The organism is Arthrobacter sp. B2a2-09 (assembly GCF_027587375.1).
In the GTDB taxonomy this organism is placed as follows: Bacteria; Actinomycetota; Actinomycetes; order Actinomycetales; family Micrococcaceae; genus Arthrobacter.
Window position 1 is genome coordinate 273,136 of record NZ_JAMXIC010000005.1, and the last position, 23,131, is coordinate 296,266.

General features: G+C 62.6%; 24 protein-coding genes. 9 read left to right on the forward strand and 15 right to left on the reverse strand.

Annotated elements, in window-relative coordinates; genetic code table 11:
• Positions 1-7 precede the first annotated feature (7 nt).
• The 4 genes from NFJ07_RS08260 to NFJ07_RS08275 all read right to left on the reverse strand — a co-directional run bounded on the left by NFJ07_RS08260 (position 8) and on the right by NFJ07_RS08275 (position 4,096).
• Positions 8-1,933 (reverse strand): heavy metal translocating P-type ATPase, encoded by a 1,926-nt coding sequence (locus NFJ07_RS08260; RefSeq protein WP_269993626.1) that lies wholly within the window; start codon positions 1,931-1,933, stop codon positions 8-10.
• A gap of 37 nt (positions 1,934-1,970) precedes the next feature.
• The gene (locus tag NFJ07_RS08265) at positions 1,971-3,038 is read right to left on the reverse strand and encodes a zinc-dependent alcohol dehydrogenase family protein (protein ID WP_269993627.1); all 1,068 of its coding nucleotides are present in this window, start codon (positions 3,036-3,038) and stop codon (positions 1,971-1,973) included.
• A gap of 59 nt (positions 3,039-3,097) precedes the next feature.
• A complete protein-coding gene (locus NFJ07_RS08270) occupies positions 3,098-3,562 on the reverse strand; it encodes a pyridoxamine 5'-phosphate oxidase family protein (protein WP_269993628.1) in 465 nt (154 codons plus the stop codon).
• Between the two features lie 63 nt (positions 3,563-3,625).
• Complete coding sequence (locus tag NFJ07_RS08275) at positions 3,626-4,096, reverse strand: pyridoxamine 5'-phosphate oxidase family protein (RefSeq protein WP_269993629.1); 471 nt, start codon at positions 4,094-4,096, stop codon at positions 3,626-3,628.
• A 170-nt stretch (positions 4,097-4,266) separates the two neighbouring features.
• On the opposite strand from NFJ07_RS08275, the gene NFJ07_RS08280 reads away from it, so the two are divergent.
• A complete protein-coding gene (locus tag NFJ07_RS08280) occupies positions 4,267-5,985 on the forward strand; it encodes a GAF domain-containing sensor histidine kinase (RefSeq protein WP_269993630.1) in 1,719 nt (572 codons plus the stop codon).
• 57 nt (positions 5,986-6,042) lie between these two features.
• Here NFJ07_RS08280 and NFJ07_RS08285 read toward each other — a convergent pair whose 3' ends face one another.
• Entirely contained in the window at positions 6,043-6,729 is a 687-nt protein-coding gene (locus NFJ07_RS08285) for a response regulator (protein ID WP_269993631.1), read from the reverse strand.
• A 194-nt stretch (positions 6,730-6,923) separates the two neighbouring features.
• Here NFJ07_RS08285 and NFJ07_RS08290 point away from each other — a divergent pair, with 194 nt between their 5' ends.
• From NFJ07_RS08290 to NFJ07_RS08315, 6 genes are all read left to right on the forward strand, one after another.
• The gene (locus tag NFJ07_RS08290) at positions 6,924-7,361 is read left to right on the forward strand and encodes a universal stress protein (RefSeq protein WP_269993632.1); all 438 of its coding nucleotides are present in this window, start codon (positions 6,924-6,926) and stop codon (positions 7,359-7,361) included.
• Between the two features lie 79 nt (positions 7,362-7,440).
• On the forward strand, positions 7,441-7,803 hold the full coding sequence (locus tag NFJ07_RS08295; protein WP_269993633.1) for an SPW repeat domain-containing protein: 363 nt from the start codon (positions 7,441-7,443) through the stop codon (positions 7,801-7,803).
• Positions 7,804-7,873: 70 nt separating this feature from the next.
• The gene (locus NFJ07_RS08300) at positions 7,874-9,259 is read left to right on the forward strand and encodes an MBL fold metallo-hydrolase RNA specificity domain-containing protein (protein ID WP_269993634.1); all 1,386 of its coding nucleotides are present in this window, start codon (positions 7,874-7,876) and stop codon (positions 9,257-9,259) included.
• 39 nt (positions 9,260-9,298) lie between these two features.
• Positions 9,299-9,619, forward strand: a complete 321-nt coding sequence (locus NFJ07_RS08305) for a DUF3040 domain-containing protein (protein WP_269993635.1) — start codon at positions 9,299-9,301, stop codon at positions 9,617-9,619.
• Positions 9,620-9,746: 127 nt separating this feature from the next.
• Complete coding sequence (locus tag NFJ07_RS08310) at positions 9,747-10,610, forward strand: universal stress protein (protein ID WP_269993636.1); 864 nt, start codon at positions 9,747-9,749, stop codon at positions 10,608-10,610.
• A gap of 37 nt (positions 10,611-10,647) precedes the next feature.
• On the forward strand, positions 10,648-12,348 hold the full coding sequence (locus NFJ07_RS08315; RefSeq protein WP_269993637.1) for a SulP family inorganic anion transporter: 1,701 nt from the start codon (positions 10,648-10,650) through the stop codon (positions 12,346-12,348).
• Here the strand turns inward: NFJ07_RS08315 and NFJ07_RS08320 are convergent.
• The 5 genes from NFJ07_RS08320 to NFJ07_RS08340 all read right to left on the reverse strand — a co-directional run bounded on the left by NFJ07_RS08320 (position 12,340) and on the right by NFJ07_RS08340 (position 15,030).
• Positions 12,340-12,783 (reverse strand): pyridoxamine 5'-phosphate oxidase family protein, encoded by a 444-nt coding sequence (locus NFJ07_RS08320; RefSeq protein ID WP_269993638.1) that lies wholly within the window; start codon positions 12,781-12,783, stop codon positions 12,340-12,342. The genes NFJ07_RS08315 and NFJ07_RS08320 overlap by 9 nt on opposite strands.
• 29 nt (positions 12,784-12,812) lie before the next feature.
• Positions 12,813-13,256, reverse strand: coding sequence for a universal stress protein (locus tag NFJ07_RS08325; RefSeq protein ID WP_269993639.1), 444 nt, complete (start codon positions 13,254-13,256; stop codon positions 12,813-12,815).
• Between the two features lie 78 nt (positions 13,257-13,334).
• The gene (locus NFJ07_RS08330; protein WP_269993640.1) at positions 13,335-13,922 is read right to left on the reverse strand and encodes a flavodoxin domain-containing protein; all 588 of its coding nucleotides are present in this window, start codon (positions 13,920-13,922) and stop codon (positions 13,335-13,337) included.
• 11 nt (positions 13,923-13,933) lie between these two features.
• Positions 13,934-14,353 (reverse strand): Hsp20/alpha crystallin family protein, encoded by a 420-nt coding sequence (locus tag NFJ07_RS08335; RefSeq protein ID WP_269993660.1) that lies wholly within the window; start codon positions 14,351-14,353, stop codon positions 13,934-13,936.
• Between the two features lie 227 nt (positions 14,354-14,580).
• Complete coding sequence (locus tag NFJ07_RS08340; protein WP_269993641.1) at positions 14,581-15,030, reverse strand: pyridoxamine 5'-phosphate oxidase family protein; 450 nt, start codon at positions 15,028-15,030, stop codon at positions 14,581-14,583.
• Positions 15,031-15,504: 474 nt separating this feature from the next.
• Here NFJ07_RS08340 and NFJ07_RS08345 point away from each other — a divergent pair, with 474 nt between their 5' ends.
• A complete protein-coding gene (locus NFJ07_RS08345) occupies positions 15,505-16,536 on the forward strand; it encodes a Gfo/Idh/MocA family oxidoreductase (RefSeq protein WP_269993642.1) in 1,032 nt (343 codons plus the stop codon).
• Positions 16,537-16,781: 245 nt separating this feature from the next.
• Here NFJ07_RS08345 and NFJ07_RS08350 read toward each other — a convergent pair whose 3' ends face one another.
• The 3 genes from NFJ07_RS08350 to NFJ07_RS08360 form a co-directional block, all read right to left on the reverse strand.
• On the reverse strand, positions 16,782-17,582 hold the full coding sequence (locus tag NFJ07_RS08350) for an ATP-binding cassette domain-containing protein (RefSeq protein ID WP_269993643.1): 801 nt from the start codon (positions 17,580-17,582) through the stop codon (positions 16,782-16,784).
• Between the two features lie 2 nt (positions 17,583-17,584).
• Positions 17,585-18,664, reverse strand: coding sequence for an ABC transporter permease (locus NFJ07_RS08355; protein WP_269993644.1), 1,080 nt, complete (start codon positions 18,662-18,664; stop codon positions 17,585-17,587).
• 102 nt (positions 18,665-18,766) lie between these two features.
• Entirely contained in the window at positions 18,767-19,828 is a 1,062-nt protein-coding gene (locus NFJ07_RS08360) for a substrate-binding domain-containing protein (RefSeq protein WP_269993645.1), read from the reverse strand.
• A 365-nt stretch (positions 19,829-20,193) separates the two neighbouring features.
• Between NFJ07_RS08360 and NFJ07_RS08365 the strand changes: the two genes are divergently transcribed.
• Positions 20,194-21,270, forward strand: a complete 1,077-nt coding sequence (locus NFJ07_RS08365) for a LacI family DNA-binding transcriptional regulator (protein WP_269993646.1) — start codon at positions 20,194-20,196, stop codon at positions 21,268-21,270.
• Between the two features lie 34 nt (positions 21,271-21,304).
• Here NFJ07_RS08365 and NFJ07_RS08370 read toward each other — a convergent pair whose 3' ends face one another.
• A complete protein-coding gene (locus NFJ07_RS08370) occupies positions 21,305-21,748 on the reverse strand; it encodes a flavodoxin domain-containing protein (protein ID WP_269993647.1) in 444 nt (147 codons plus the stop codon).
• Positions 21,745-22,941 (reverse strand): FAD-dependent oxidoreductase, encoded by a 1,197-nt coding sequence (locus NFJ07_RS08375; RefSeq protein WP_269993648.1) that lies wholly within the window; start codon positions 22,939-22,941, stop codon positions 21,745-21,747. Before NFJ07_RS08375 ends, NFJ07_RS08370 begins: the two co-directional genes overlap by 4 nt.
• Positions 22,942-23,131: the final 190 nt, after the last annotated feature.

The window sequence follows — 23,131 nt, forward strand, 5'->3', positions numbered from 1 at the left end:
CCGAAGGTCACAGCCCCGTGTTCGGCCCGTGGAAGGCGGCTGGCGGCAGGGACCGTTCTGGATCAACCGTTGAAGTTTTTCGTCCGAAGCGCCGGCCCGCAGAGTTCCGTCGACCTTGTCCCAAAGCGCGGAGCGCATTCAGGATCGTGGCGAGATCCACGAGCTCCTGGAGGAGAGCGCCAGTCACGGCCGGGACGAAGCCGTATGCCGCTGACGCCATCAGCCCCACGCTGAGGAGAATGCCTGTCCAGATGCTGGTGCGGGCGATATGGAGGGTGTGCCGGCCGATGTCCACGGCAGTGGCCACCTTGGATAGGTCATCGAGCATGATCACGACGTCGGCCGACTCGCTGGCTGCGGTTGCTCCCTTGGCACCCATGGCTATCCCGACGTCGGCCGCGGCGAGGACGGGCGCATCGTTGACTCCGTCACCGACCATCATCACAGGGCGTTCCCTCAGCTCAGCGACGGCGGCCACCTTGTCGGCAGGCAGGCAATCAGCCAGGACCCGGGTTATCCCGGCTTCGGTCGCGATATGCGACGCGGTGGAACGGGTGTCACCGGTCAGGAGCATAGTTTCCCGCACGCCGAGGCGTCGCAGCTGAGCCAAGGTGGCCACCGCGTTTTCCCGCAAGGGGTCTCTCATGATCAGCATTCCGGCGAAACGCCCGTCCACGCCGACGTAGATCCCCAGTTGTCCGCTGGCCACGTCTGCCTTTTCGAAGCCGCTTGTGGCTGGGCCGACGAAGGCAGCTTTGCCCACCATCACAGTCTGGTTTCCACAGACAGCCGTGACGCCCTGGGTCGCGTGCTCGTTGGCGCTACTGACGGGAAGCAGAGGCAGGCCGCGGGATCGTGCGGCATCAATCACGGAGGCTGCCAGGACATGCGAGGAAGACTGTTCGGCGGACGCTGCGAGTTGAAGTACCCGACTGGGGGATATGCCTTGAGCGGTCCGGGAAACCTGTATCCCGTAAAGGGTGGGGCGGCCGTGCGTGAGCGTGCCGGTCTTGTCGAAGACGGCTGTCCTGACGCGCGCGAGTTGTTCGAGGGTACCGGCATTCTTGATGATGATCCCTGAGTGGGCTGCCCGGCTGGTGCCGGCAAGGAACGCAACAGGTGCTGCGATCAACAGGGGACACGGTGTCGCAACGACCAGCACCTGGGCAAAACGTTCTGGATCCTGGCTGATGTACCAGGCGATCCCGGCCAGCAGGAAGGCGAAAATCGTGAAGGGCACCGCGTATCGGTCCGCGAGCCTGACCGTGGGGGCGCGGCTTGCTGCAGCCTCTTGGACCAGGGCCACGATCCGGCTGTACTGGGAATTTGCGGCGGTGGCGCTTGCAACCATGCGAACGGCTTCCTCGCCGTTGACCGCGCCGCTCAGCAGGGTGTCGCCTTCGCGGTGTTCGACTGGAAGGCTTTCACCGGTCAGGGAGGACTCGTCGAAAGTTCCGGCTGCGGAGAGCAACAGTCCGTCTACGGGGACGACTTCGGAGGGTTTGACCAAGAGTACGTCTTCTGGTCGGACCATCCCCACAGGTATCTCTTCCACAGGGTTGCCGGGGGTCTCACGGTGAGCTGTCCGGGGGGCACGCTCGAGAAGGGATCTCAGCTCGCGAGTGGCCCGGCCGTGGGCGAATTCCTCCAGCGCGTCTCCTCCAGTGAGCATGAGCACGATGATGAGGGAAGCAATGTATTCGCCGACCACGAGCGTGCTGACGATCGCCGTTACGGCCAGCAAGTCGATGCCCCACCGTCCTCGAAAGAGATCCTTGAGCATCGACACGGCACGGTACCCGGCCACGGCCAGGGCATAGATAGTCGCTGTTGTTTGTGCCGCCGCCGGCTGTCCGAGGCCCAGCAGTACCCCAACGCAGGCTACTGCGAGGAGTGTGGCCGCTACGAGCGGAAAGCGCCGGATTGTGGCCATGGGAGGTCGATGATCCGCAACGGTTCGGTCTGTGTGCCTAATGATGGGATTCCCGGCTGATGATGACCTTGAGGGCGTGCGTTTCGGCTGCCCTTGAGAAGGTGTCGTAGGCATCGATGATCTCGGCGAGGGTGAAGTGGTGGGTCGCGAATTTCTCGGCCGGGATTTTGTGCTCGGCCACCAGCCGGAGCAGCATCGGCGTCGTATTGGTGTTGACCAGGCCCATGCTGATGTTGATGTTGCGGATCCAAAGATCCTGGAGGCGCAGTTCAACGGATTTGCCGTGTACGCCGATGTTGGCCACGTTCCCGCCCGGGCGGACGAGCCGCAAGGCCATGTCGAACGTGTCCGGGATACCGACGGCCTCGATGGCTACGTCCACTCCGGCGCCGTCGGTGTAGGACATGACCTCACTGATCCACCCGGGGCTATCGGGGTTCACGACCCCTGTTGCCCCGAATTCCCGGGCCCTGGCCAGGCGCCCTTCGTCGGGGTCGATGGCGATGATCGTGGCGGCGCCGTGGAGGCCTGATGTGGCTATGGCGGCCAGGCCGATAGGGCCGGCTCCGACGACGGCGACCACGTCGCCTGGCTTGATGCGACCGGCTTGGACTCCGATTTCGAACGCCGTCGGCAGAATGTCGGAGAGCATGACGGCCTGCTCGTCAGTGACCCCGTGGGGCAATTTGTAGAGCGAGTTATCGGCATAAGGGACGCGCACGTATTCGGCTTGGGTGCCGTCAATGAGGTGACCGAATATCCAACCTGTTCCGGCTTGGCCCTCCTCTCCGGAGCAGTGGGAGTAGAGGCCCTTCTTGCAGTTGCCGCAGTGCCCGCAGGACTTGATGCAGGAGATGAGGACGCGGTCTCCGGTCCTGAGCCCGGTGACGGAGGAACCCACTTCCGTGATCGTTCCTACGCCCTCATGCCCGAGAACGCGTCCTTCCTGGACGGCCGGAACGTCACCTTTGAGGATGTGAAGGTCCGTTCCGCAGATCGTGGTCGTATCGATGCGGACGATGGCGTCGCCCGGGTTGATGATGCGCGGATCAGGAACGTCAGTCCAAGACTTCATGCCGGGTCCGCCATAGACGAGTGCTTTCATGATGCTCCATCCAAGAGGGGCAGCAGTACCCACGGCACCAACGCCCAGGAAATACAAGGTCAGTGGAACAGTTCGGAGCGGGCATCCCACACGGGAGTGTTCCAAATATCTGGCCGGATGGCCTTGAAGCGTCTACCCGTGACGGCATCCAAGGTCAGACGCAGGTAGTAGCTCTTGCTGCCCGGCTGCCAGGGATCCAGGTGGAGGGCGTCGGCGGCGGCCTTTTCCTGCAAGTCGACGATGAGGTGCGCCGGGCCCCGGGCGACGACGCTCCAGGCCTTCCCGGAGCCCGCATCGAAGCCATCGATTTCGAGCGCGCAGGGGTCCCGCATTGTGCTCCAGAATTTCGTACCGAGGCCGGTCCGGAAGACGATCGAGCCGTTGTCCACGACATAGTTCACGGGAAAAATATCCGGATGGTTCCCGACAATCACGGCCAGCCTGCCCACGGCGCTTTGGCCAAGCAGTTCAAAGCATTCGTCGGGGCTCAGTCTTTCGATCGCATCCGCTGATTGAGGGTTCATGACCCTGACGCTACCGGCGGCTGTCCGCCGTCGTTAGGGGCTTTAGACCCGCAGGGCGCCCCATCATTCAAGGCCGGCGCGGGTGGCGTCGTCCAGGGGACTCCACCAGGTCAGGGGAGGGGTGACTGTGAAGCGGCGTCCGGTGATCGACGTCGGGACGATGCGGATGAAGTGGTCCTTTCGGCCCGCCTGCCACGGGAAGAGGAGCAGCCCGACGGTATCGAGAACTTCCTGAGTGAGCCTAATGGCGGCAGCCTGCCCTTTCACGACCACGCTCCACGCCACCCCGGTGTCCGGGTTGACGCCGTCTGCTTCCAGCGCCACGGGTGTTTCGCTCAGGGCCGAGTGGAGTTTGGTTCCTTCTCCGGTGCGGAAGACGAGCGTGCCGTGGTCTACCTTGTAGTTGATCGGGAAGATGTCGGGGTGGTCTTCCGCCCAGACGGCGAGGCGCCCAACCGAGACGCCGCGCAACAGCTCCCAGCATTGTTGAGGCTGCAGGACCTCTGGCTCTGGTGTCGATGATTTATCGGTCATGTCGCCGAGGCTACGCCGGGGCGTGATGGGGGGAACAGGGCACAAAGACCCTCGCATCTCGGGCGTCTGGAGGAACCCGGGACTCCGGGGGTAGTCTGGCATCGGATACGCCACCCGCCACAACACGGGTTACCTGCCCTGTGTGGCCGGTACCACTCGAAAGGCAGTAGATGAACGGCTCCATTCCAGAACCCGTGCAGGCTGATCGCCTTCACGTCACCGGAACCCGGATCGAAGACCTGCTCAGGGACTTTCTGGCCAGGGCCGGAGAACTCCTGGACGCCCAGGAACAGATGCGGGAACTGCTGGAAGCGGTTGTCGCGGTCGCCGAAGACTTGAGCCTTGAGGCCGTTCTGGACAGGGTCGTCAATTCTGCCTGCAGGCTGCTGCATGCCCGCTACGGCGCGCTGGGTGTCATCGGTGAGAACAAGTCGCTGAGCCACTTCGTTACGGTCGGCATCGACGAAGACCTTGCACGCCGCATCGGCCCGCTCCCCACTGGACACGGTGTCCTCGGACTGCTGATCAGCGAACCCGTGCCGCTTCGGCTTCATGATTTGCGCCAACATCCGAAGTCTTACGGATTCCCTGCAAACCACCCACCGATGAGGTCCTTTCTTGGTGTTCCGGTGCGGGTCCGTGACGTTGTCTTCGGCAATTTGTACCTGACCGAAAAGGAGGGCGGCGGCGATTTCACTCCTGAAGACGAGGACCTCGCCGTCGCGTTGGCCGCAGCGGCCGGGGTCGCGATCGAGAACGCCCGCCTCTATGAGGACGCCCGCCGCCGCGGGTCCTGGCTTCAGGCTTGCATGGATGTGACGGGCCGGATGCTGGGTGATGACCGGTCGGCGGAGCCCGACAAAGCGGCCCTGGACCTGATTGCGGAGAGGGCGTTTCGGGAATCAGAATCCCGGCTGGCGCTGATCCTGGTTCCGGACGGGGGCGTGGGTTCGTATCGCGTCGCAGGTGCCGCAGGGGCCGATGGCGCAAAGTTCGCGGGGAGTATCCTGCCGATGGATTCCGCCGCGATCAGGAGCGTCGCCGCTACAGGGACGCCCGCATGCATCGACGAGGCCGGAGACATCCTCGGACCGGTCGACGGGCCGCCCCTGGGAAAGCTCCTCGCGATCGATCTCAGCGCCCAGGGCGCCCACCATGGACTCCTGCTCCTGGTTCGGACCCCTGGAACGGGACCTTTCGCGAAGACCGACGTGGAGATGGGGGCTGTGTTCGGTTCCCACGTTGCCTTGGGCCTGGAACTGGACAGAATTCACCGGCTTCGTGAACAGTTGGTGGTTTTCTCGGACCGGGATCGCATCGCCCGGGACCTGCACGACGTCGTGATCCAGCGCCTTTTCGCCGCGGGACTCAGCATCCAGAGCCTGCGGCGGTTTACTTCAGGAGAACCTGCTCTGGCCCGGATCGATGCCGTCACCGCGGAATTGGATGAGACCATCAGGGATCTCCGAAACACGATCTATTCCCTGCAGGCCAGTTCGGGTGAGCAGGAGCTGTTGAGCAGCCGCATACTGCAGACGGTGCGCAATGCCACCAGATCCCTGCCGTTCGCCCCCCACCTTGCACTCAACGGGGCGGTCGATTCAGTGCCCGACGACGGGACCGTCACCAACGCGCTGGCAGTCACCTCAGAGGGCCTCAGCAATGCGGTCCGCCATTCCGAGGCACAGGCAATCAGCGTTTCAGTGTCCGTGGAAGATGGCGTGCTGACCTTGATCATCGAAGACGACGGCAAAGGCTTCAGGGATCCCGTGCACGGGAATGGCCTGGTGAATATGGAACAACGGGCCGCGGAATTGGGCGGTTCATTCGAGGTCGCCGGAGTGCCCGGGAAAGGGACCACCCTGGTGTGGAAGGTCCCCATCCACTGAACCGTCGACCCCTGATCCGTCATCCACTGAGCGGTCATCCACTGGGCCGTCGACGGTTCAGGTTTCCGCTTCCGGCCCGTGGGCAATGTAGACGGCCGCCTGGGTGCGCCGTTCGAATCCTAATTTGGCCAGCATCGAGGACACATAGTTCTTCACGGTTTTCTCGGCGAGCACCATTTGTTCCCCGATCTGCCGGTTCGTCAGACCCTGGCCCACCAAATCCAGGACCCGCCGTTCCTGGGGCGTCAATGAGGCGACCCTCGGATCCACGCGCCGAGGCTCCGTGAGGCCCTGGATGATCTTCGCCTTCACGGCCGCATCAAACAAGGACTCGCCTCGCGCAGCCCGGCGGAGCGCACCGAGCAGGTCAGTGCCTCCGATTTCCTTCAAAACGTACCCGGCCGCACCCGCAAGGACGGCCCCACGAAGGGCTTGTTCGTCGTCGTAACTTGTCAGAATCAGGCAATTCAGTGTGGGATCGACGGAGCGCACCTCCCGGCACACCTCGATGCCCGTGCCGTCGGGCAACCGGGCGTCCAGGACCGAGACGTCCGGGCGCAACGCCGGAATGCGCCGGGCGGCCTCTTCGGCCGAACCTGACATGCCCACCACCACAAAGCCTTCGCTTTCGAGCAGTTCCTGCAGCCCCCGGCGGACAAGCTCATGGTCGTCCAGGACATAGACACGGATTGGTGGCGCGCCAAGGACCCCGGCGTCGCTTTGGGGTGATACTGGGCGTTCCATGATCCTCCTGTCCGGCAGCCCGTGGCCGCGGTCCCGCCGGCCCGTCATGGTTGCCCGGCTCTGTCATTGTTCCCCGCCCGCCTACGGCAAACAAGGGCCGAAGGACCCGGGCGGGTGCCATGACTTTCGACCCTGTTTGGCCGCATCTTTTGTGTCCATTCTTAGAGAAACCGTACGAGCCGGAAAGGAAGACCATGGCCACGGTCACCCGGCAGGACAAGATCATCGTCGGCGTCGACGGCTCCGACGCTTCCATCGAGGCCCTGCGCCAAGCCCAACGCATCGCATCGGCACTAGGGGCGAACGTCGAGGGCTGGATCTGTTGGAACTTCCCCGTGGGTCATGCGGCCTACGAAATGATGGGGCGGGACGGCTTCAGCCACCAGGCAGCCGAAATCCTGCATGACGCCATGGCGAAGGCCTTCGGCCCGGAACTGCCCCGAAACGTCCGGACCAGGCTGGTCCTCGGCGCCGCCCGGCAGTCGCTCATCGACGCCAGCAGATTCGCTTCTCTACTGGTCGTCGGGAGGCGCGGCCACGGCGGGTTCAACGGCCTGTTGCTCGGCTCTGTCAGCACCGCCTGCGTCGCCCATGCCCATTGCCCCGTTCTCGTCGTGCACGAGCCCGAATGAAACGAGCCCACCTAGCCCCGTCCTGGTACTTCCGGGCGGCCACCAGAAAACCCAAACCGATCAAAGGAGCACAATCCAGATGAAGAAGTGGATACGCTGGCAGGACTGGACGGTCATCGCCGCCGGCGCCTATGCCGCACTCTCGGTGCTGTGGACAACTCAAGGCGGATCGTCCACGGCCTTCATGGTCATCCTCGGCGTCCTCCTGGTCGCCGCCGGCGTCACCAACCTGGCCATACCGGGGATGCCGGTTGCCGAATGGGCGCAAGCCGCGTTCGCCGTCGTCCTCCTTCTTGCGCCATGGCTTGGAGGCTTCGCCTCCATGACGGGCGCCGCCTGGAGCGCCTGGATTCCGGGCGCTGTCGCCCTGGTGGTCACGGCCCTCGCGATCAAGCCCAGCACTGAGGAATACCGTCACCACCACGTGATGCCGGCCCCGTAGCCGAGCAACATCGGACCGGGCATCAGGCCACCGCCGGATGCCCGGCACTGCCAACATCGAGGAGACCGGCATGAAAAGCACCCGCCCGGCCCGTCTGCGGTTTTTGGGAGCGACGGACACCGTCACTGGGTCCCGTTACCTCCTGGAATCCGGGGACACGCGGATCCTCGTCGACTGCGGCCTCTTCCAAGGCTACAAACGCATCCGCGACCGTAACAGGACCCCCTTTCCCGTTTCGCCCGCATCCATCGACGCGGTGCTGCTCACCCACGCGCATCTGGACCACACCGGGTACGTCCCGGCGCTGGTCCGGGACGGTTTCACCGGGCCGATCTACGCCACCCACGGGACGAGTGAACTGTGCAAGTTGCTGCTTCCGGACAGCGGCCACCTCCAGGAGGAAGAGGCGCGTTACGCTGACCATCGGGGCTCCTCGGTGCACGTTCCCGCGCTTCCGGTTTACACCGCCGCCGATGCGGTCAGGTCCCTGAACGCCTTCGAGCCCCGCGACTTTGATGCCCCGCTTGAACTTGGAGATGGCATCGAGGCCACTTTCCTCCCGGCCGGGCACATCCTTGGAGCGGCCCAGATCCACCTAAACGTCGACGGGCACTCGATACACTTCACCGGAGACCTGGGCCGCGACGACGATCCCCTCATGTTCCCGCCCCGGGAACTGGAGGCAGCCGACATCCTTGTCACTGAATCCACCTACGGCAACCGGACCCACCCGGAACAGGACCCGGAGGCTGAGCTCGGCTCGGTCGTGTCCCGCGTTGCCAAGCGCGGGGGAGTCATCATGATCGCCGCGTTCGCAGTCGGCCGCGCAGAAACCCTGATGCTCCACCTCACCAGGCTCCGCCGCAAGCACCTTATTCCCGACATTCCGGTCTATCTCAACAGCCCCATGGCCATCGACGCGTCCTACATGTACCGGCAGCACCCGGACGAGCACCGGCTCCTCGTGGACGAGTTCGAAGACATGTACCAACTGGCCACCATGACGCGCACCGCAGACGATTCCAAGCTTCTCAACCTGAGGGGAGGACCCATGATCATCATCTCCGCCAGCGGCATGATCACCGGAGGAAGGATCCTTCACCACCTCGAGGCCTTCGGTCCGGATCCGAAAAACGCCATCGTCCTCAGCGGCTACCAAGCCGGAGGAACGCGCGGTGCCGACCTGGCCGCCGGAGCAACGGAACTCAGAATCTATGGCCAGGACGTCCCTATTCAGGCCGAGGTCGTACAAATTGAAGGATTCTCCGCGCATGCCGACGCGGACGAAATCATCCGTTGGATGCGCACAGCGGCCGAAGCCCCCCACATGACTTACATCACCCACGGCGAACCAGACGCTTCCGATGCCCTGCGCCGCCGCATCAAGCGAGAGCTGGGCTGGAACGCCAGGGTCCCTGAATACCTCGAAGCAGTCCAGCTCGCCAACCCGCTCTAGCAGCATGGTTTCCACCAACGCCGGCATAGGAGGCCGATGATGGCTCTCTCCGAACACGAAAAGAAGACACTGGAACAGATCGCCCGGGAACTCGAGCGCGATGACCCGAAATTCGCGTCAAGGATGAGATCGACGCCCGGGCATCCACAGTCCCGACACATGGCTTTCGGCATCTTCGCTGCCGTCGTTGGATGCCTTGTGCTGCTGATCGGGGTCGCGGCCCGCACCCCGGCCTTGGGAATCATTGGATTCACCATCATGGGCGCAGGGGCCTACCTGGCAACGAGGCGCCTCGGCTCCCCGCGGATACGGTGGCGTCCGAGCTCTTCCCAGTCCATGGGACCCGCGGAGCTGGGGTAGCGGCCGGCATGGACGAGAGCGAACGTCAGGACTTCCGGCCCTAACAGTCAACAGCGGCGGGACGGAGACTGAACCTGCACAGGCCGCGAACTGGCCGAAGACCTTCTCGAGGAAGAGCGGACATGCCATGAAAGAACCAATAGTCGTCGGCATCAACGATTCCGGGGCCAATGAAGCCGCGGTGACCTGGGCAATGCACCGGGCCGTGGCTTTGAAGCTGCCCGTGGACCTCGTGCACGCGGTGGATGACCGCTGGATGGCCGAATCCTTTGCCTATAACGAGATGGCCAACAAGGCCGCGACAGAGCTTCTGATCAAGGCCAAAGCCCACGCAGCCGGGGTGGAACCGACAGTTCACGTTCGAACCGTACTGATCTCGGGCACCGCAGGGTATGCCCTCCGCAAGAGGTCCAAGAAGGCCTCCCTGGTGGTCATCGGCTCCGGGACCCATGTCAGGCCGGGAGGCCGTCTGACCGACCGCGCCCTGCAGATCGCTTCCGTAGCGCTTTGCCCCGTGGCCGTCGTCGGAGAAGAGACGGCGAACAACCGCCACGGAGTCATCGTCGGAGTGGACGGTTCGGAGGAATCAACTCAGGCGGTAGCGTTCGCTGCCGCCGAGGCAGACCGTGAAGGACAGGAACTGACCGTGCTGCATGCCTACCCGATACCCGGCGCCTGGCTGCAAAAGGGGTTGCCCGAGGGCAGCTTCGTCGAGCAATTCATGGAAGAAGAACGGCTGGTCCTCGCCGAGACAGTCGCCGGCCTGGCGGAAAAGTACCCCGACCTCGTCGTTCACAGGGTCCTGGCCACCGATCCACCGGCCCAGGCCCTCGCTGAAGCCGCATCGAAGGCGGAGCTGCTGGTCCTCGGCAGTCGCGGCGGAGGCGGAATCAAGCGTCTCCTCCTGGGCTCAACCGCCCACGCGGTCCTCGCCCAGCTGGCGTGCCCCACCATCATCACCCGCGTACGCCGGGTTAAGAAGAGCAAATAGCGGTCGGGTTCCTTCCCGGGGAAAAGGCGGGCGTGCGATGACCGGTGGCGCAAAAGAACACCGATCCATCGCCGGACACCGTTCTATTGATCGGAGGTCCCTGCTCGCGGATCTGGGTGCCGGTGCCTCGCTGTGTGTGTTGTTGGTCCCTGCCGGGATGGCATACTCGCTTGCCGCCGGGCTGCCGCCGGTTGCAGGCTTGTACGCTTCCATCACCTCGCTTCTCGTTTACGGGGCACTGGGCCCGTCCAAGGTCCTCATCCTGGGCCCGGACTCCTCCTTGGCGCCCCTGATTGCCGCCGCCGTGTTACCGCTGGCCGCCGGGGATCCCCGGCGCGCCGTTTCCCTTGCAGGGCTGTTGTCCTTGCTCGTCGGGGCAATACTGGTCCTCGGATTCCTGCTGCGGATGGGATTTCTGGGCAATCTGCTCTCGAAGCCTATCCGCACCGGATACCTTGCCGGCATAGCGCTGGTCATCACCGTGAACCAGCTCCCGGGCCTGCTGGGACTTGCACACTCAAGCGCGGCCAGCGGTGTCTGGGGACAGTTCACGACTACCCTGATTCACCTGGGACACGGGGACGCGAATCTCGCTGCCGCTCTGATCAGTGCGTTTGTGCTAACGCTGCTTGTTGTGACCTCCCGGTCGTCGCCCCGCTGGCGCATGCTCGGGGTGCTCGGTGCCGTTGCCGGGTCCATGCTGGCAGGGTTCCTCCTTCGCATCGAGGGAACTGTCCCCATGGTCGGCGCCCTCCCAGGCGGCTGGCCGTTCCCTGCCCTCGACAGGCTGGGCACAGCCGACATCGTGGCTCTGGCAGGACCCGCCGCGGGCATAGCCCTCTTGGCCTTCGCTGACACAACTGTCCTGTCACGAACCCTTGCCCTCCGGCACGGAAACGCCGTTGACGGGGGCCGGGAGATGCTGGCCCTGGGATCAGCCAATGCCGCTGCCGGCCTGTTCGGAGGGTTTCCGGTCTCGGCCAGTACATCGCGGACCCCGGTAGCGATTCATGCCGGCGCCCGGACCCGGTTCGCGGGCATCTTTTCTGCCTTGTTCTTGCTCGCGTTCATGCAAATCGGCCCGGGCGCCACACGATACTTGCCGTCGAGCGTCCTGTCGGCCGTCGTCATGGTGGCAGCCGCGTCGATGATTGACTCCAAGGGAATCTCCGCGCTGTTCAGAAGCAGCCTCACGGAGGCTGCATTGATGACTGCAACGTTCGCGGGGGTGGTGTTCCTGGGCGTCCTGACCGGGGTCCTCGTCGCCGTGGGTCTGTCGCTGGCCGTGTTCGTCGGTAGGGCGATCGCGCCCTACCGGACCGAGCTGGTGCTGGTGGAAGGGGTCCCGGGTTTTCACGATGCAACCCGCCACCCCGAGGGCTCGAGGATTCCGGGCCTGGCGATTGTACGTTTCGACGCGCCGCTGTTCTTCGCCAACGGCCAAGTGTTCGTTGATCACGTCCGCTCACTCGTGGAACTGTCCCGGGTCCCGGTCCGTGGTGTCATCGTTGCGGCGGAGGCCATCACCGGAATCGACAGCACAGCCGTCGAACAACTGGTCCAGCTCGATGAGTACCTTCAGGCCCAAGGAACCGTACTGGTATTTGCCGAACTCAAGGGGCCCATCAAAGACAAACTCGCGAGATTCGGACCGGAGACCCGCCTCGGGCAGGCCCGGCACTATCCGACACTGGAGAGCGCCGTCGACGCCTTGCGCCAATACCCGGACTCAGGCTAGGTGCACGTGGCGGCCAGTCACCACCGCCGCGTGGATCCGGATGAAGTCATTCCTTGCCCCGCCGGCCCAGGGCTCTTCCATGACCTGTCCCCAAAGATAGGTCAACAGCTCCGGTTCCTGCACATGCGAGGAAGGTCCGCTGACCAGGACCGACCACCCTTCGCTGCGGTCGGGCCGCGCCTCATCAATCTCGAACGATGAACTCAGGCGAGGGACGGCATCCCCGATGGTCCCGGCAGCAGACGTACGGAAGTAGATCGCCCGGTCATGGACGAGGTAGCTGACGGGCAGGATCATCACTCTGTTCTTGTAGTTGAAGCCGAAGCGGCCTGTGTCCTGTGAGCACAACAGCTCCCAGCACCGCTCCTCGCTAAGCTCCTCCGTGACGTGCCGGGCACCGTCAAAGCGGCCGGGATCCATGCTGGGAAGGGACATTGGTTTCTCCTGGGGGCCGTTGGCTTCGTTCAGCTCTCTTCCGGAGCATGGACAACAAGGACCGGGCAGTGGGCGTGCGCAACGCAGGCTGAACTCACCGACCCGAGCAACAGCCCGCCGAATCCTCCGTGGCCACGCCGGCCGAGGACGATCATGTCCGCTTCCCGGCTAGCCTCAATAAGGGATTCCCGTGCGTGGCCGCGGACAACGCGGGAGACCACGTTGTCCGGCAATTCCGGACCGAACACCTTCTCCAGGGACTCCTTGAGGACCTGTCCGGCGCCTTCCTCGAAGTCATCGATGCCCATGGCCACGTAGCCGCCATAGACCTGGGGGAACTCCCAGTACGCAACAGCCATGACCTGCGCGCCCAATGGCACCGCAAGGCTCTGGGCCTGCCTCAGTGCCTCGACGGAGGCTTCCGATCCATCAACGCCGACAACAATCCTGGCTGTGGATGCTTCCCCGACCATGACTTTCCTCCCGCGATAAGGGTGATTACGTATTCCGCTAGCGTGACCGGTGGCTGTCCCGGATTGTAGGGTCGAAAGTCACTGCCCGGCCCGTGGCCCGCTTCGCCCAAGACCGGGGTTCTCGCCCGAAGTCGTCGGCATGGGTTTTGGGGGTCCACCAGGTTTAAGCTGCGCTGCAATTTGATCGGTCCAGGCATCTATAGCCGCCCAGTTCCGCAAGTCCCCGAAACGGCCGCCCACAAGCTGGAAAAAGACCCGGAGCTGTGCCGGCATCTGATCGGCTTGGTAGACACCGGAGAAGACTCTGTGGCCTTGAAGCTGAACTTCCGGGGGCAGAAACCCTCTGAGGCGTTTCTGTTGCAGCGCCGCTCCCCGCTTGCGGAACGGCTTTGGCAAGGCGTCGGCCATCCCAACGTTGAAAGCCCAAACGGCTTGTTTTGCCAGCTCGGGGGCAAGGCGCCTAAAGAACAACACAGCCGAAGGCAGCCACGCCTGGTTGTGGATGGCGCTACCGACCACGACGGCTTCGTAACCTGAGACAGAATCGACCTCCTCCACGGACCGGCACTCGACGTCGAGCAGTACAACCGCCAGACGGGAGGCGATATGTTGGGCTATCTCCCGGGTGGAACCAAGCTCACTGGCAAAGGCAACAAGAACTGCCATGACGATCTCTTCTAACCTCGCGCGATAGGAATCCTTTGAGCGGGCGACGGCTGAACCTGCTCCGGAATCGGAGCCCTCACTTCGAGCACGCCATCCTTGTATGAAGCGGAGACGTCCTGTTGGACGGTGTCGGGCAGAGGCAGCCTGCGCACGAAGGAGCCGTAGCGGAACTCCGATCGGTAGCTGCCCATGTCCTTTTCCTCCCTCTTCTCCTGCCGTTCAGCTCGTATTTCAAGGAAGCCGTCGCCGAGAGTGATTTCAACATCTTTTTCCGGATCGATCCCCGGCAGTTCGGCGCGAACGACCAAGGTGGTGCCTTCAACCAATTGTTCGACCCGAATCCCGGATGCCGCCACATCACCTTCGAAGAGCCGTTCGATCATTTCGATGGGTGAGCGACGGGTATCGAACCATCTGATTAAGTCCGACATGCCTGCCTCCTTGTCTTGGATCCGGTCAGGCCTGAACCGGCCTGACCCTTCCAGAATGCGAATGACCGGAAGTAGATCCCAGAGGCTTTGGTCCTCCACGTTCGGGAGTTCCAGTTGGTTTTGTGGCAGGGGAGAATCGGGGTCTTCCCTAGACACTCGGCCCGCCCACTGGCCAACGGGGGGATGGCACTGATGGTTAGGGCCGAGGCTGCCAGCCCGACCAGCGGTCAGGAATCGCGTGGGGGCCACCACCGGGATGGTGGGCTGATCACGAACCTGCGACCGCTCATTTGTGCCGGCGTTACTCGGATGAGGTGGTCTTTGGCGCCGGGCTCCCAAGGCGAGAGTTCCATTGCGGCTAGTGCCTGCAGTTCTTCGTCGACTGACACAATTTCTGCATGTCCCTTGACGATTACGCTCCATGCAATGGTGCCGTAGGTGTTGAAGCCATCTGCTTCAAGCGCGATCGTTTGGCCGGCCAGGACTGCATCCAGTTTGGTACCGGGTCCCGTCCGAAAGATTACCGTTCCCTCGTCAGGCACATAGTTGATCGGGAAAATCTCCGGGTCGTCGCCGCTAACGACCGCAACCCTACCGACGGAGGAAGAACGAAGGTACTTCCAGCACTCATGAACACTGAGCTCTTCGGTGTCCGGCCTCGACTCTGAATTCTCCATAGGGCTGAGCCTACCGATCTGGGGCACGCGGCAGTAGAGGAACAGCGGTGATATCAAAGAGTGGGTGGTTGCTACAGGCCGGAGAGGTCTTGGTGCCCGCTCAAGCGGCGTGGCGGCGAGGCGCACGCCTTGGTCGTCGGACTGAGTCGTACATAGGTCTGACTGGCTCGGATTGCCGCAACGTGGGGAACCGGGAACGATCCAAAGTTCGCGAGGAAATAAGCGACGAAGGAGCGCCGAACGAAGTTCCGGAGTGGGGCCGGCGCAAAGCGCCCCGGTTGCGCGGAGGACCGCGCCCAGCGATGGGGGCATCAGATCAATCGCTGCTTCGGTAGCGCGCTACGACGCGCCGAGCGTCGATGGGTTTCCATCGTGGTTCGCGTCTTGTGAACTTTGATAGTATGTAAGGACAAAGTTTGCCTAGTGTAGGACCGATGGAAATGCCTACAAGACCTCTCGTTGATTGGAGATCTCATGAAGCTTGGACTCGTTGGATTCGGTGTTGGCGGCCATAGCTTTCATGCTCCATATATCGAAGCCGCGGACGGAGTCGAACTCTCTGGAATCGTGACGCGGTCCCGGGACCGCCGCGCACTAGCGGTGGCGGAACATCCGGAAATTCCGCTTTTCGAGTCCATGGCGGATTTGATCGACCACGGGGTTGATGCCGTGGTTATCACGACTCCCCCGGAGACTCGCAGGGAACTGGTCCTCGAAGCGATCGCCGCGGGAGTTCACGTTATCGCCGACAAGCCCTTTGCCCCCAATGCTGAGGTCGGACTCGAGCTGGTTGCCGCGGCAGAGGATGCTGGTGTCATGCTCAATGTCTTCCACAATCGCCGTTGGGACACGGATATCCGCACTCTCCGATCCGTCATCGATTCCAGTGCGCTGGGAGAAATCAACCGATTCGAATCCAGGTTCGACCAAGACCAGCCCGAATCCCTGACCGCAGGCCCCGCGGGAGGGTTGCTTCGTGATCTGGGTAGCCATCTTGTGGATCAGGCTCTCTGGCTTTTCGGCCCTGCAGCCACGGTGTACGCCTCTCTTGATTGGGTGAATCTACCGGAGGGGCGCACTGACTCAGGCTTCTTCGTGACCATCGCCCACCAATCCGGCGTCCGGTCCCACCTATCCAGTAACAAGACCAGCCATCTCGATGCTCGCGAACTGCGGGTGCTCGGTTCCGGCGGAAGCTACGTCTCGGAACAGACTGACGTGCAGACGCGTGATATTTTCGCGGGAAGACGGCCCGTCGATGATTTGGCTTCCTGGGGATACGAGAATGAGGACCGCTGGGGAACACTGGCGACGGCATCCGGCTCAGTGCGGGTGCCGTCGGAGCAGGGTGCCTATCATCACTACTATGAGCAATTCGCGCTGGCCGTAGCCGGCCGGGGCCCCCAGCCGGTCCCCGCTTTGGAGGGAGTCCGGACCCTGCAGGTCCTGGATGCCGCACGATTGAGCGATGCCGAAGGTCGCAGCGTTCCGATTCGTGAGTTCTGAGCTAACGATCTCATCTTTGACCCTGTACCCGGGCGAACGGCGGGCTCTCACGATGACAGGCCCGACCCGGCCGTCCCGAGTCTCGATGGCTATCGGGGCCACGCCTGAATGGCCGGACTCCTGCCCAGTTAGTGGCGGCAGGTAAATGCTCAGCGACTCAGTTGTGCACGTGCTAGCCGTGTCACGCAGAAGAGCGCCCGCGGCACAATCGCTGCGGGCGCCCTTTCGCTGCCAGCTGGCCCTAGTTACTGCGCGTCGGCCGTGGCCTGAAATTGTGCCACTTCGGCTTCGAGCTCGGCCATGGCCTCTCCGCCGGCCATCAGGTCCGTGATCTCTTCGCGCGTCCGTTCGCCTTTTTTGAAGTCGTCGGCTTTGCTGCCGTGGATGAGCACGGCGAACCGGTCTCCGACGGTCATCGCGTGCAGTACGTTGTGGGTGACAAAGATGACTGCGAGCCCCTGTGCCCTGGCCTGCATGATGATACGAAGTACATGCGTGGCTTCCTTGACGCCGAGCGCCGCGGTGGGCTCGTCGAGGATGAGCACGTTTGCGCCGAAATAGACGGCACGGGCGATCGCGAGCGACTGGCGCTCACCGCCGGAAAGGCTGCCAACGAGCCGGTTGCCGTCGGTTACACGGGTGATGCCAAGGTTGCGCATTTCGCGCACCGCGATCTCACCGGCTGTTTTCTTGTCGAAATGTTTGAATGGACCCCATCCTTTGGTGGGTTCGACGCCGACGAAGAACGAGCGGCCGACGCCCATGAGGGGAAATGTGCCTCCGAATTGGTGGACAGTGGAAATACCGTAGCTGCTGGCGTCTCGTGGACTGTTGAAAACGACTTTTTCGCCGTTCACCTCGACTGTTCCAGAGGTTGGGGTGTGAAAGCCGGACAGAATTTTGATGAGCGTCGATTTGCCGGCGCCGTTGTCGCCGAGGAGGCAGAGTACCTGGCCGGCGTGCACTTCCAGGGAGATGTCCGTCAATGCGTTGGTACCGGCGAACGACTTGCTGACGTTTGTCAGCCTGAGCAATGGGGCAGTCATGATCAACCCTTCAGTTTCTTGGTGCCGATTCCGGCGGAGAGAGCGAGTTTGCGGAACGTGTTGTTCATCAGGACGGCAGCCAGGAGCAGGATCCCGAGGATGAGGCTTGCCCAGTCGGAGTTCCAGCCGGTGTAGTAGATGCCTTGGCTGACGACTGCGAATGTCATGGTTCCGAGGATGATTCCCCAGACGGATCCGTAACCGCCGGTGAGGAGGACCCCTCCAATGACAACGGCAATGATCGAGTTGAAGACGAAGGATTGGCCGTTTGAGACTTGGGCGCCGTTGTAGAGAATTGTCTGGATGACGCCGACGAGGGCCGCTCCAAAGCCGCTGGTCATGAAGAGGCCGACCTTGACCTTGGTGACCGGGATGCCGGTGGCGCGTGCGCTCTCGGCGTCGCCGCCGATTGCGAAGATCCAGTTACCAAATTTGGTCATCTGCAGGATCCAGATGACGACGGCCGCGATTCCAATCCACCAGAAGATCGCTACTTCGAACTGGCCGGCAATCAGGGTACCGAAAATGTTCTTTGAAGTAGCGTCGGGGGCGATGGCTACGCTCGTGGTTCCGGTGACAAGCCGGGAGAGCCCAAGCGTCAGACCTACGAGGCTGAAGTTGGTGGCAAGAGTGACGACGAATGACGGAACTTTTGTTCGCGAGACGAGGATTCCGTTAACGAACCCGGTTCCCACGCCGACCGCCAGTGCCGCGAGAATGCCAACGCCCATGGGGAGGCCCCAGTAGCCGGATACGGTAGCCAGCGTCATGGAACTGGCAGCGAGCACCGAACCCACCGAGAGATCGAGTTCGCCGGCGATCATGAGGAGACCGACCGGGATTGCGACGATGCCGAGTTCGGCGGCAATGTTCAGCCAGCTCGCGGCTCCGCCGGTCGCAAGGAACTGCGCTCCGCCGAAGATGCAGAAGAAGATGAATACACCGATGGTGCCGATCAGGGCGCCGGTCTCGGATCGGCGGGAGAGCTGAGCGGCGGAGCTTCGCGCCGTCGGCTTGGATGGGGGGATGACCGGCGCAGAGCCACGGCCCGCCGGCTCTTGGCGAGTGATGTCAACAGTCATGAGCGTCTTTGCTGCTTTCTGGTTGTAAATTGCGGCGCCTTGCGCCGCGATGGTTTGGGGTGCGGGACCGGGAAGAACCCCGCACCCCCTAAATGCCGGGGTCTAACGGACCCCGAGCTGCGCTCCTGCGATTGCCACGTCAACATTCGAGGAGTTGATGACAAGCGGACCGGTGAGGTTCGGATTCGATGGCGCAAGCAGACCGTAGGCCACGTACTGATAAGCCGAGGACACGGTGAGGAATCCCTGGAGATAAGGCTGAAGGTCGAGCGCGAAAAGCTGCTTCCCTCCCTTGATCCTGTCCAGTGTGCTCGTCGAAAGCCCGAAGGTGCCGAGTTTGACCTTGCCGGTTGCGTTGGCCGATTCGATTGCCGCAGCAGCGCTGTCGGCATCAGCAGCACCAATGGTGAGAATGCCGTCGATGCTGCCGTCCTGAAGCAGTTGGGCCTTGATTGCCTGTGTCACAGCAGAAGGATTACCGAACGTCGCCGAAGGCAACGACAGCTCCGTGGACTTCGCACCTGCTGCTGCGGCAGCGTCCTTGAGTCCCTTGCATCTAGCCTCGGTATTGGCTGCACCCGGGACCGTATTCACGCAGACAAGGTTCTTGCCGCCGTTCTTCGTGAAGGTCTCGCCACCCATCTTGCCGGAGAGGTACTCGTCGGTGCCGATGTAGGTGAGGGCGCCGACGTTGGCGGCCGCTGACGAGCCGCCGGAGTTGTAGAGGATGACCGGGACGCCTTTGGCAACAATGCGCTTGAAAGCGTCGTTCTGCGATTCCTCGACCCAGTCAGGACTCACGACAATACTGGGATTCTGCGAGAGCGCCGTCTCTTGAAGTTTGGCTACGTCAGGTCCGAGGTTGTTGTAGTTCTGCGGACCGAGGAACGTGAACTGGACTGTTGAGCCGTAGGCCTTGGCTGCATCTTCGGCGCCTCGTTTGATCGCCGAGAAGAACGGATCGCTGGACGTTCCGCCGATCATGACGATGGAGACGTTTTTGCCTCCGGGATTCGCCGTGGACGTACCGGTAGTTGTCTCGGCCTTGCCGCTGGCGCAGCCGGCCAGCGCCACCACGGCAATGACTGCCGGGACGATGGTCGAGATTTTGAACGCCTGGCCGCGCTTCGCGGCAATGTTTCGAACGAGCTGTGGAACGACCATGTTCTCACTGCTCCCTTCAGATTTGAGTGGGGGTGAGCCGCTTTTCAGGTGCGGATTGGTTCCAGCATTAGTGAGCTAAGTCATAATGTCAAGACAAAATCCCGTTAAATCTGGCACGAGCCAGTATATTTCTTTGGCACGAGCCAGTAGAGTTCTTTTTAGCCGATCCCGCGCCGGCAATCTGACTGTCGAGGTGCCGGCAGGAGGGAATTCCGGAGTGGAGGCTTCGCGCACCGATGAGGGCCTGGCAGGCAGGTGAGCTCGACGCCGGGCCGCGCAAGGGAGCCCGCGCTCAACTTTCTCGCCGGTGCAGGCATCCTGCGGAGGAAGTCGGTTACCTCCTATAGGATTCCTAGGATTGAAGAGTGTCGGTTTATCAACGTCGGTTTATCAACAAGGGCAAGGTGGGCAAGATCGATACAGCGCAGCCAACGGCGCTCGGCACGGAGCGTCGTGCAACAATGGCAGACGTTGCAGCGCACGTCGGCGTCTCACGCCAGCTTGTCGGGCTGGTCTTCAGGAATGAACAAGGGGTGGCTGCCCAAACCCGCAAGCGCATCCTCGACGCCGCTGACGAACTTGGGTACAGACCAAATACTGCTGCCCGCTCGTTACGCAGTGCGTCGACGAAGACTATCGGTGTCATTTTCCATCCGAATGAGTCTGCACCGCTGGAAATCATTGAGTGGATCTACGAGTATGGCCGCCGTGCCGGATATACGGTGATCGTGAGTACGGCTTCCCCTACACGTGCAGAGCGGCGCGCAATCGACGAGCTGATCGGCTACAGGTGCGAGGCGCTGATCCTCATTTCCCCGCGCGAAGATCCTGACGTCCTGCGCTCAGCAACCGGCCATACCCCCGTCGTTGTGGTCGGTCGCGACATGCCGAACAGCGAATTCGATGTGGTACGTTCGCGAGGCGATGAAGGCATCGAGACGATCGTGCGCTACCTGGCCAGCCTTGGTCACACCGACATGATCTACGTCCACGGTTCCGACATGTTCGATTCCGAGCTGCGTCTCGCAGGCTACCGCAGGGCGATGTCATCACTCGGGCTGGGCGAACAGGTACTCGAGTTACCTGGCGACTATACCGAAGAGTCCGGCGCAAGCGCCGCACGGGTGCTCCTTGAACGCGAATTGCTACCGACGGCGATCGTGTGCAACAACGACCAGGCGGCCTTGGGTTTGTCGCACGTGCTTCAGCAGGCGGGGGTTTTGATTCCTGAGCATGTCTCGCTCACAGGTTACGACGACAGCCGAATCGCGAGCCTGTCTTTCCTGGACCTTACGACTGCCAGGCAGGATCCCGAGGAAATCGGGGCTGCGGCGATTCGTGCGGCAGTGGCCCGCATCACCGGAGATGCCTCCAAGCCGACGCAGAGCTGGACAAGCGCGCCACTCGTGGTACGCGGGAGCACCGCTGTACCACCCAAGTGACCGCGTGCTCCCGCGATGGTTGAGCAGGTCCGGCTCAGACAAACAGCGGGAGGGACTGCGACCAGGTGACCGCGGCGTCGTTCGGCAGTGATCCGTCGGCCGCGTCGTGGCGGCCGTATTCACCCACCCGCTCGGCACCGAGTTCAGTAAGGACACGGTCGATGTGTTCGCTGCCTTTGCTGTAGGTTTCATAGCTTGAATCGCCCAGCCCGAATATGGCGTACTTCACGCCGGAAAGATCAGGGCTTGCCGCTGAGAGCGACTCGTGAAAGGGGCGGGCGCTCGTGGGCAGTTCGCCGTCGCCGTGTGTCGAGCAGATGATGATGTAGAAGTCCTCAGGAGAGAGCTCTGCCACATCGAAATCCGACATGTCGGAAATGACGACCGAGGAGCCGCCGTTGAGCTCTTCGCCGATGTCTTCGGCAACCAGTTCTGCGTTGCCCGATTCGGTCCCGTAGAGAATGACTGTCTTGCTCATGCTGATTCCTCCGTGTGTCGGCTGTTGCTAGGGTTTTGTGCCAGCAGTGCTGGAAGTCCAGGCTTGCCTGGAACCAATTGGGCGGTGTCCACCGCTTCGATGATCGCGTCGGCGACCATCTTGGAGTCCACCCGGTTTTGGGGGATGGTGCCACGGGGTCCGCGACGGAGCCAGCCGGCGCAGTACAACCCTGGTGAGAGATATCCTTTGTCCAGTTCGCTCTCTGCTGACTCGTGGTGGCTGCGTCTTATGGGGGACGTGGTCAACTCCTCGAATCCGATCGCAGTGAGGACTCCTTCGACGTCAAGCAACAAGGTCGAGTTTTCGTCTGCGGTTGAACGGAATGCGATGCTCTGGACCTTGTCTTGGCCGATGATGCGCTCGGGGGTCCAGCCGAAGTGGAAGTGCACGCTGCGGGCCGCGCGGGCCGGTGAGCCCCCGGCGATTTCGGCCACGGCGTCGCGCTTCGCGATCCCGTCGGCGTCGGCGATTCCTTCATCGGCAAGGTTCTGGGCGACGAAACTCACGTCCGGCAGCTTAGTCAGTTCGCGCAGCATCGCAAGGTCGAATTTCGCATCGTGGGCGGCCGATCGACCGACGACGTCGATGCGCTTGACAGATCCCGGCTCCAGCGCGCGGACGACGTCCTCGGCAACGCCTAGCTCGAGAAGCCGTTCCGGGGAAGTGAGCAGGAGCCTGACGAGGTCCATCGCAACATTTCCGTTGCCGACGATCGCGATGCGTTCGCCGATCCTTAGGCCATCGATTTGCTCACCTGGGTGGCCGTTGATCAGGCGTGTGATGCGGCCTGCACCGTGTACACCGGGCAAGGTATCGCCGGGGACGCCTAGTGCGCGGTCGCCGTGCAGTCCGCTCGCGAGCACGACGATGTCGAAAGCATCCCGTAGTTCCTGGAGCGTGACCCGGTTGCCGATTTCCGTTTCGCCGATGAATCGCACACCTTCTCGTTCAAAGAGGCGGTCGAATTGGCGGGCGACGGCTTTGGTACCGAGGTGGTCGGGTGCGACCCCGAAGCGGACCAACCCATAGGGGACCGGCAGGCGATCGAAGATGACGATCTCGGCTTCTTTCCAACGCTTGCGCAGATACTGGGCGAGATAACATCCCGACGGGCCGCTTCCGACGATTGCGATCGTCGGGGACTGCGACGGAAGGTCTTTGATCGCGTTCATTCCGGCTGCTCCCTTGCAGATTTGGGCTGATACTCCCCGGAGGGACGAGCGCTTCTGGCACGTGCTAGTAAATTGCTATGAGAAAACTCTAGCACGTGCTAGGGTTTCCGCAACACCTAAACCTGGGACCCGGCGACTGCCTTCCGACCAGGCCCCATTCGGTCAGGGTCCCGGTTCCAATAAATTTCGA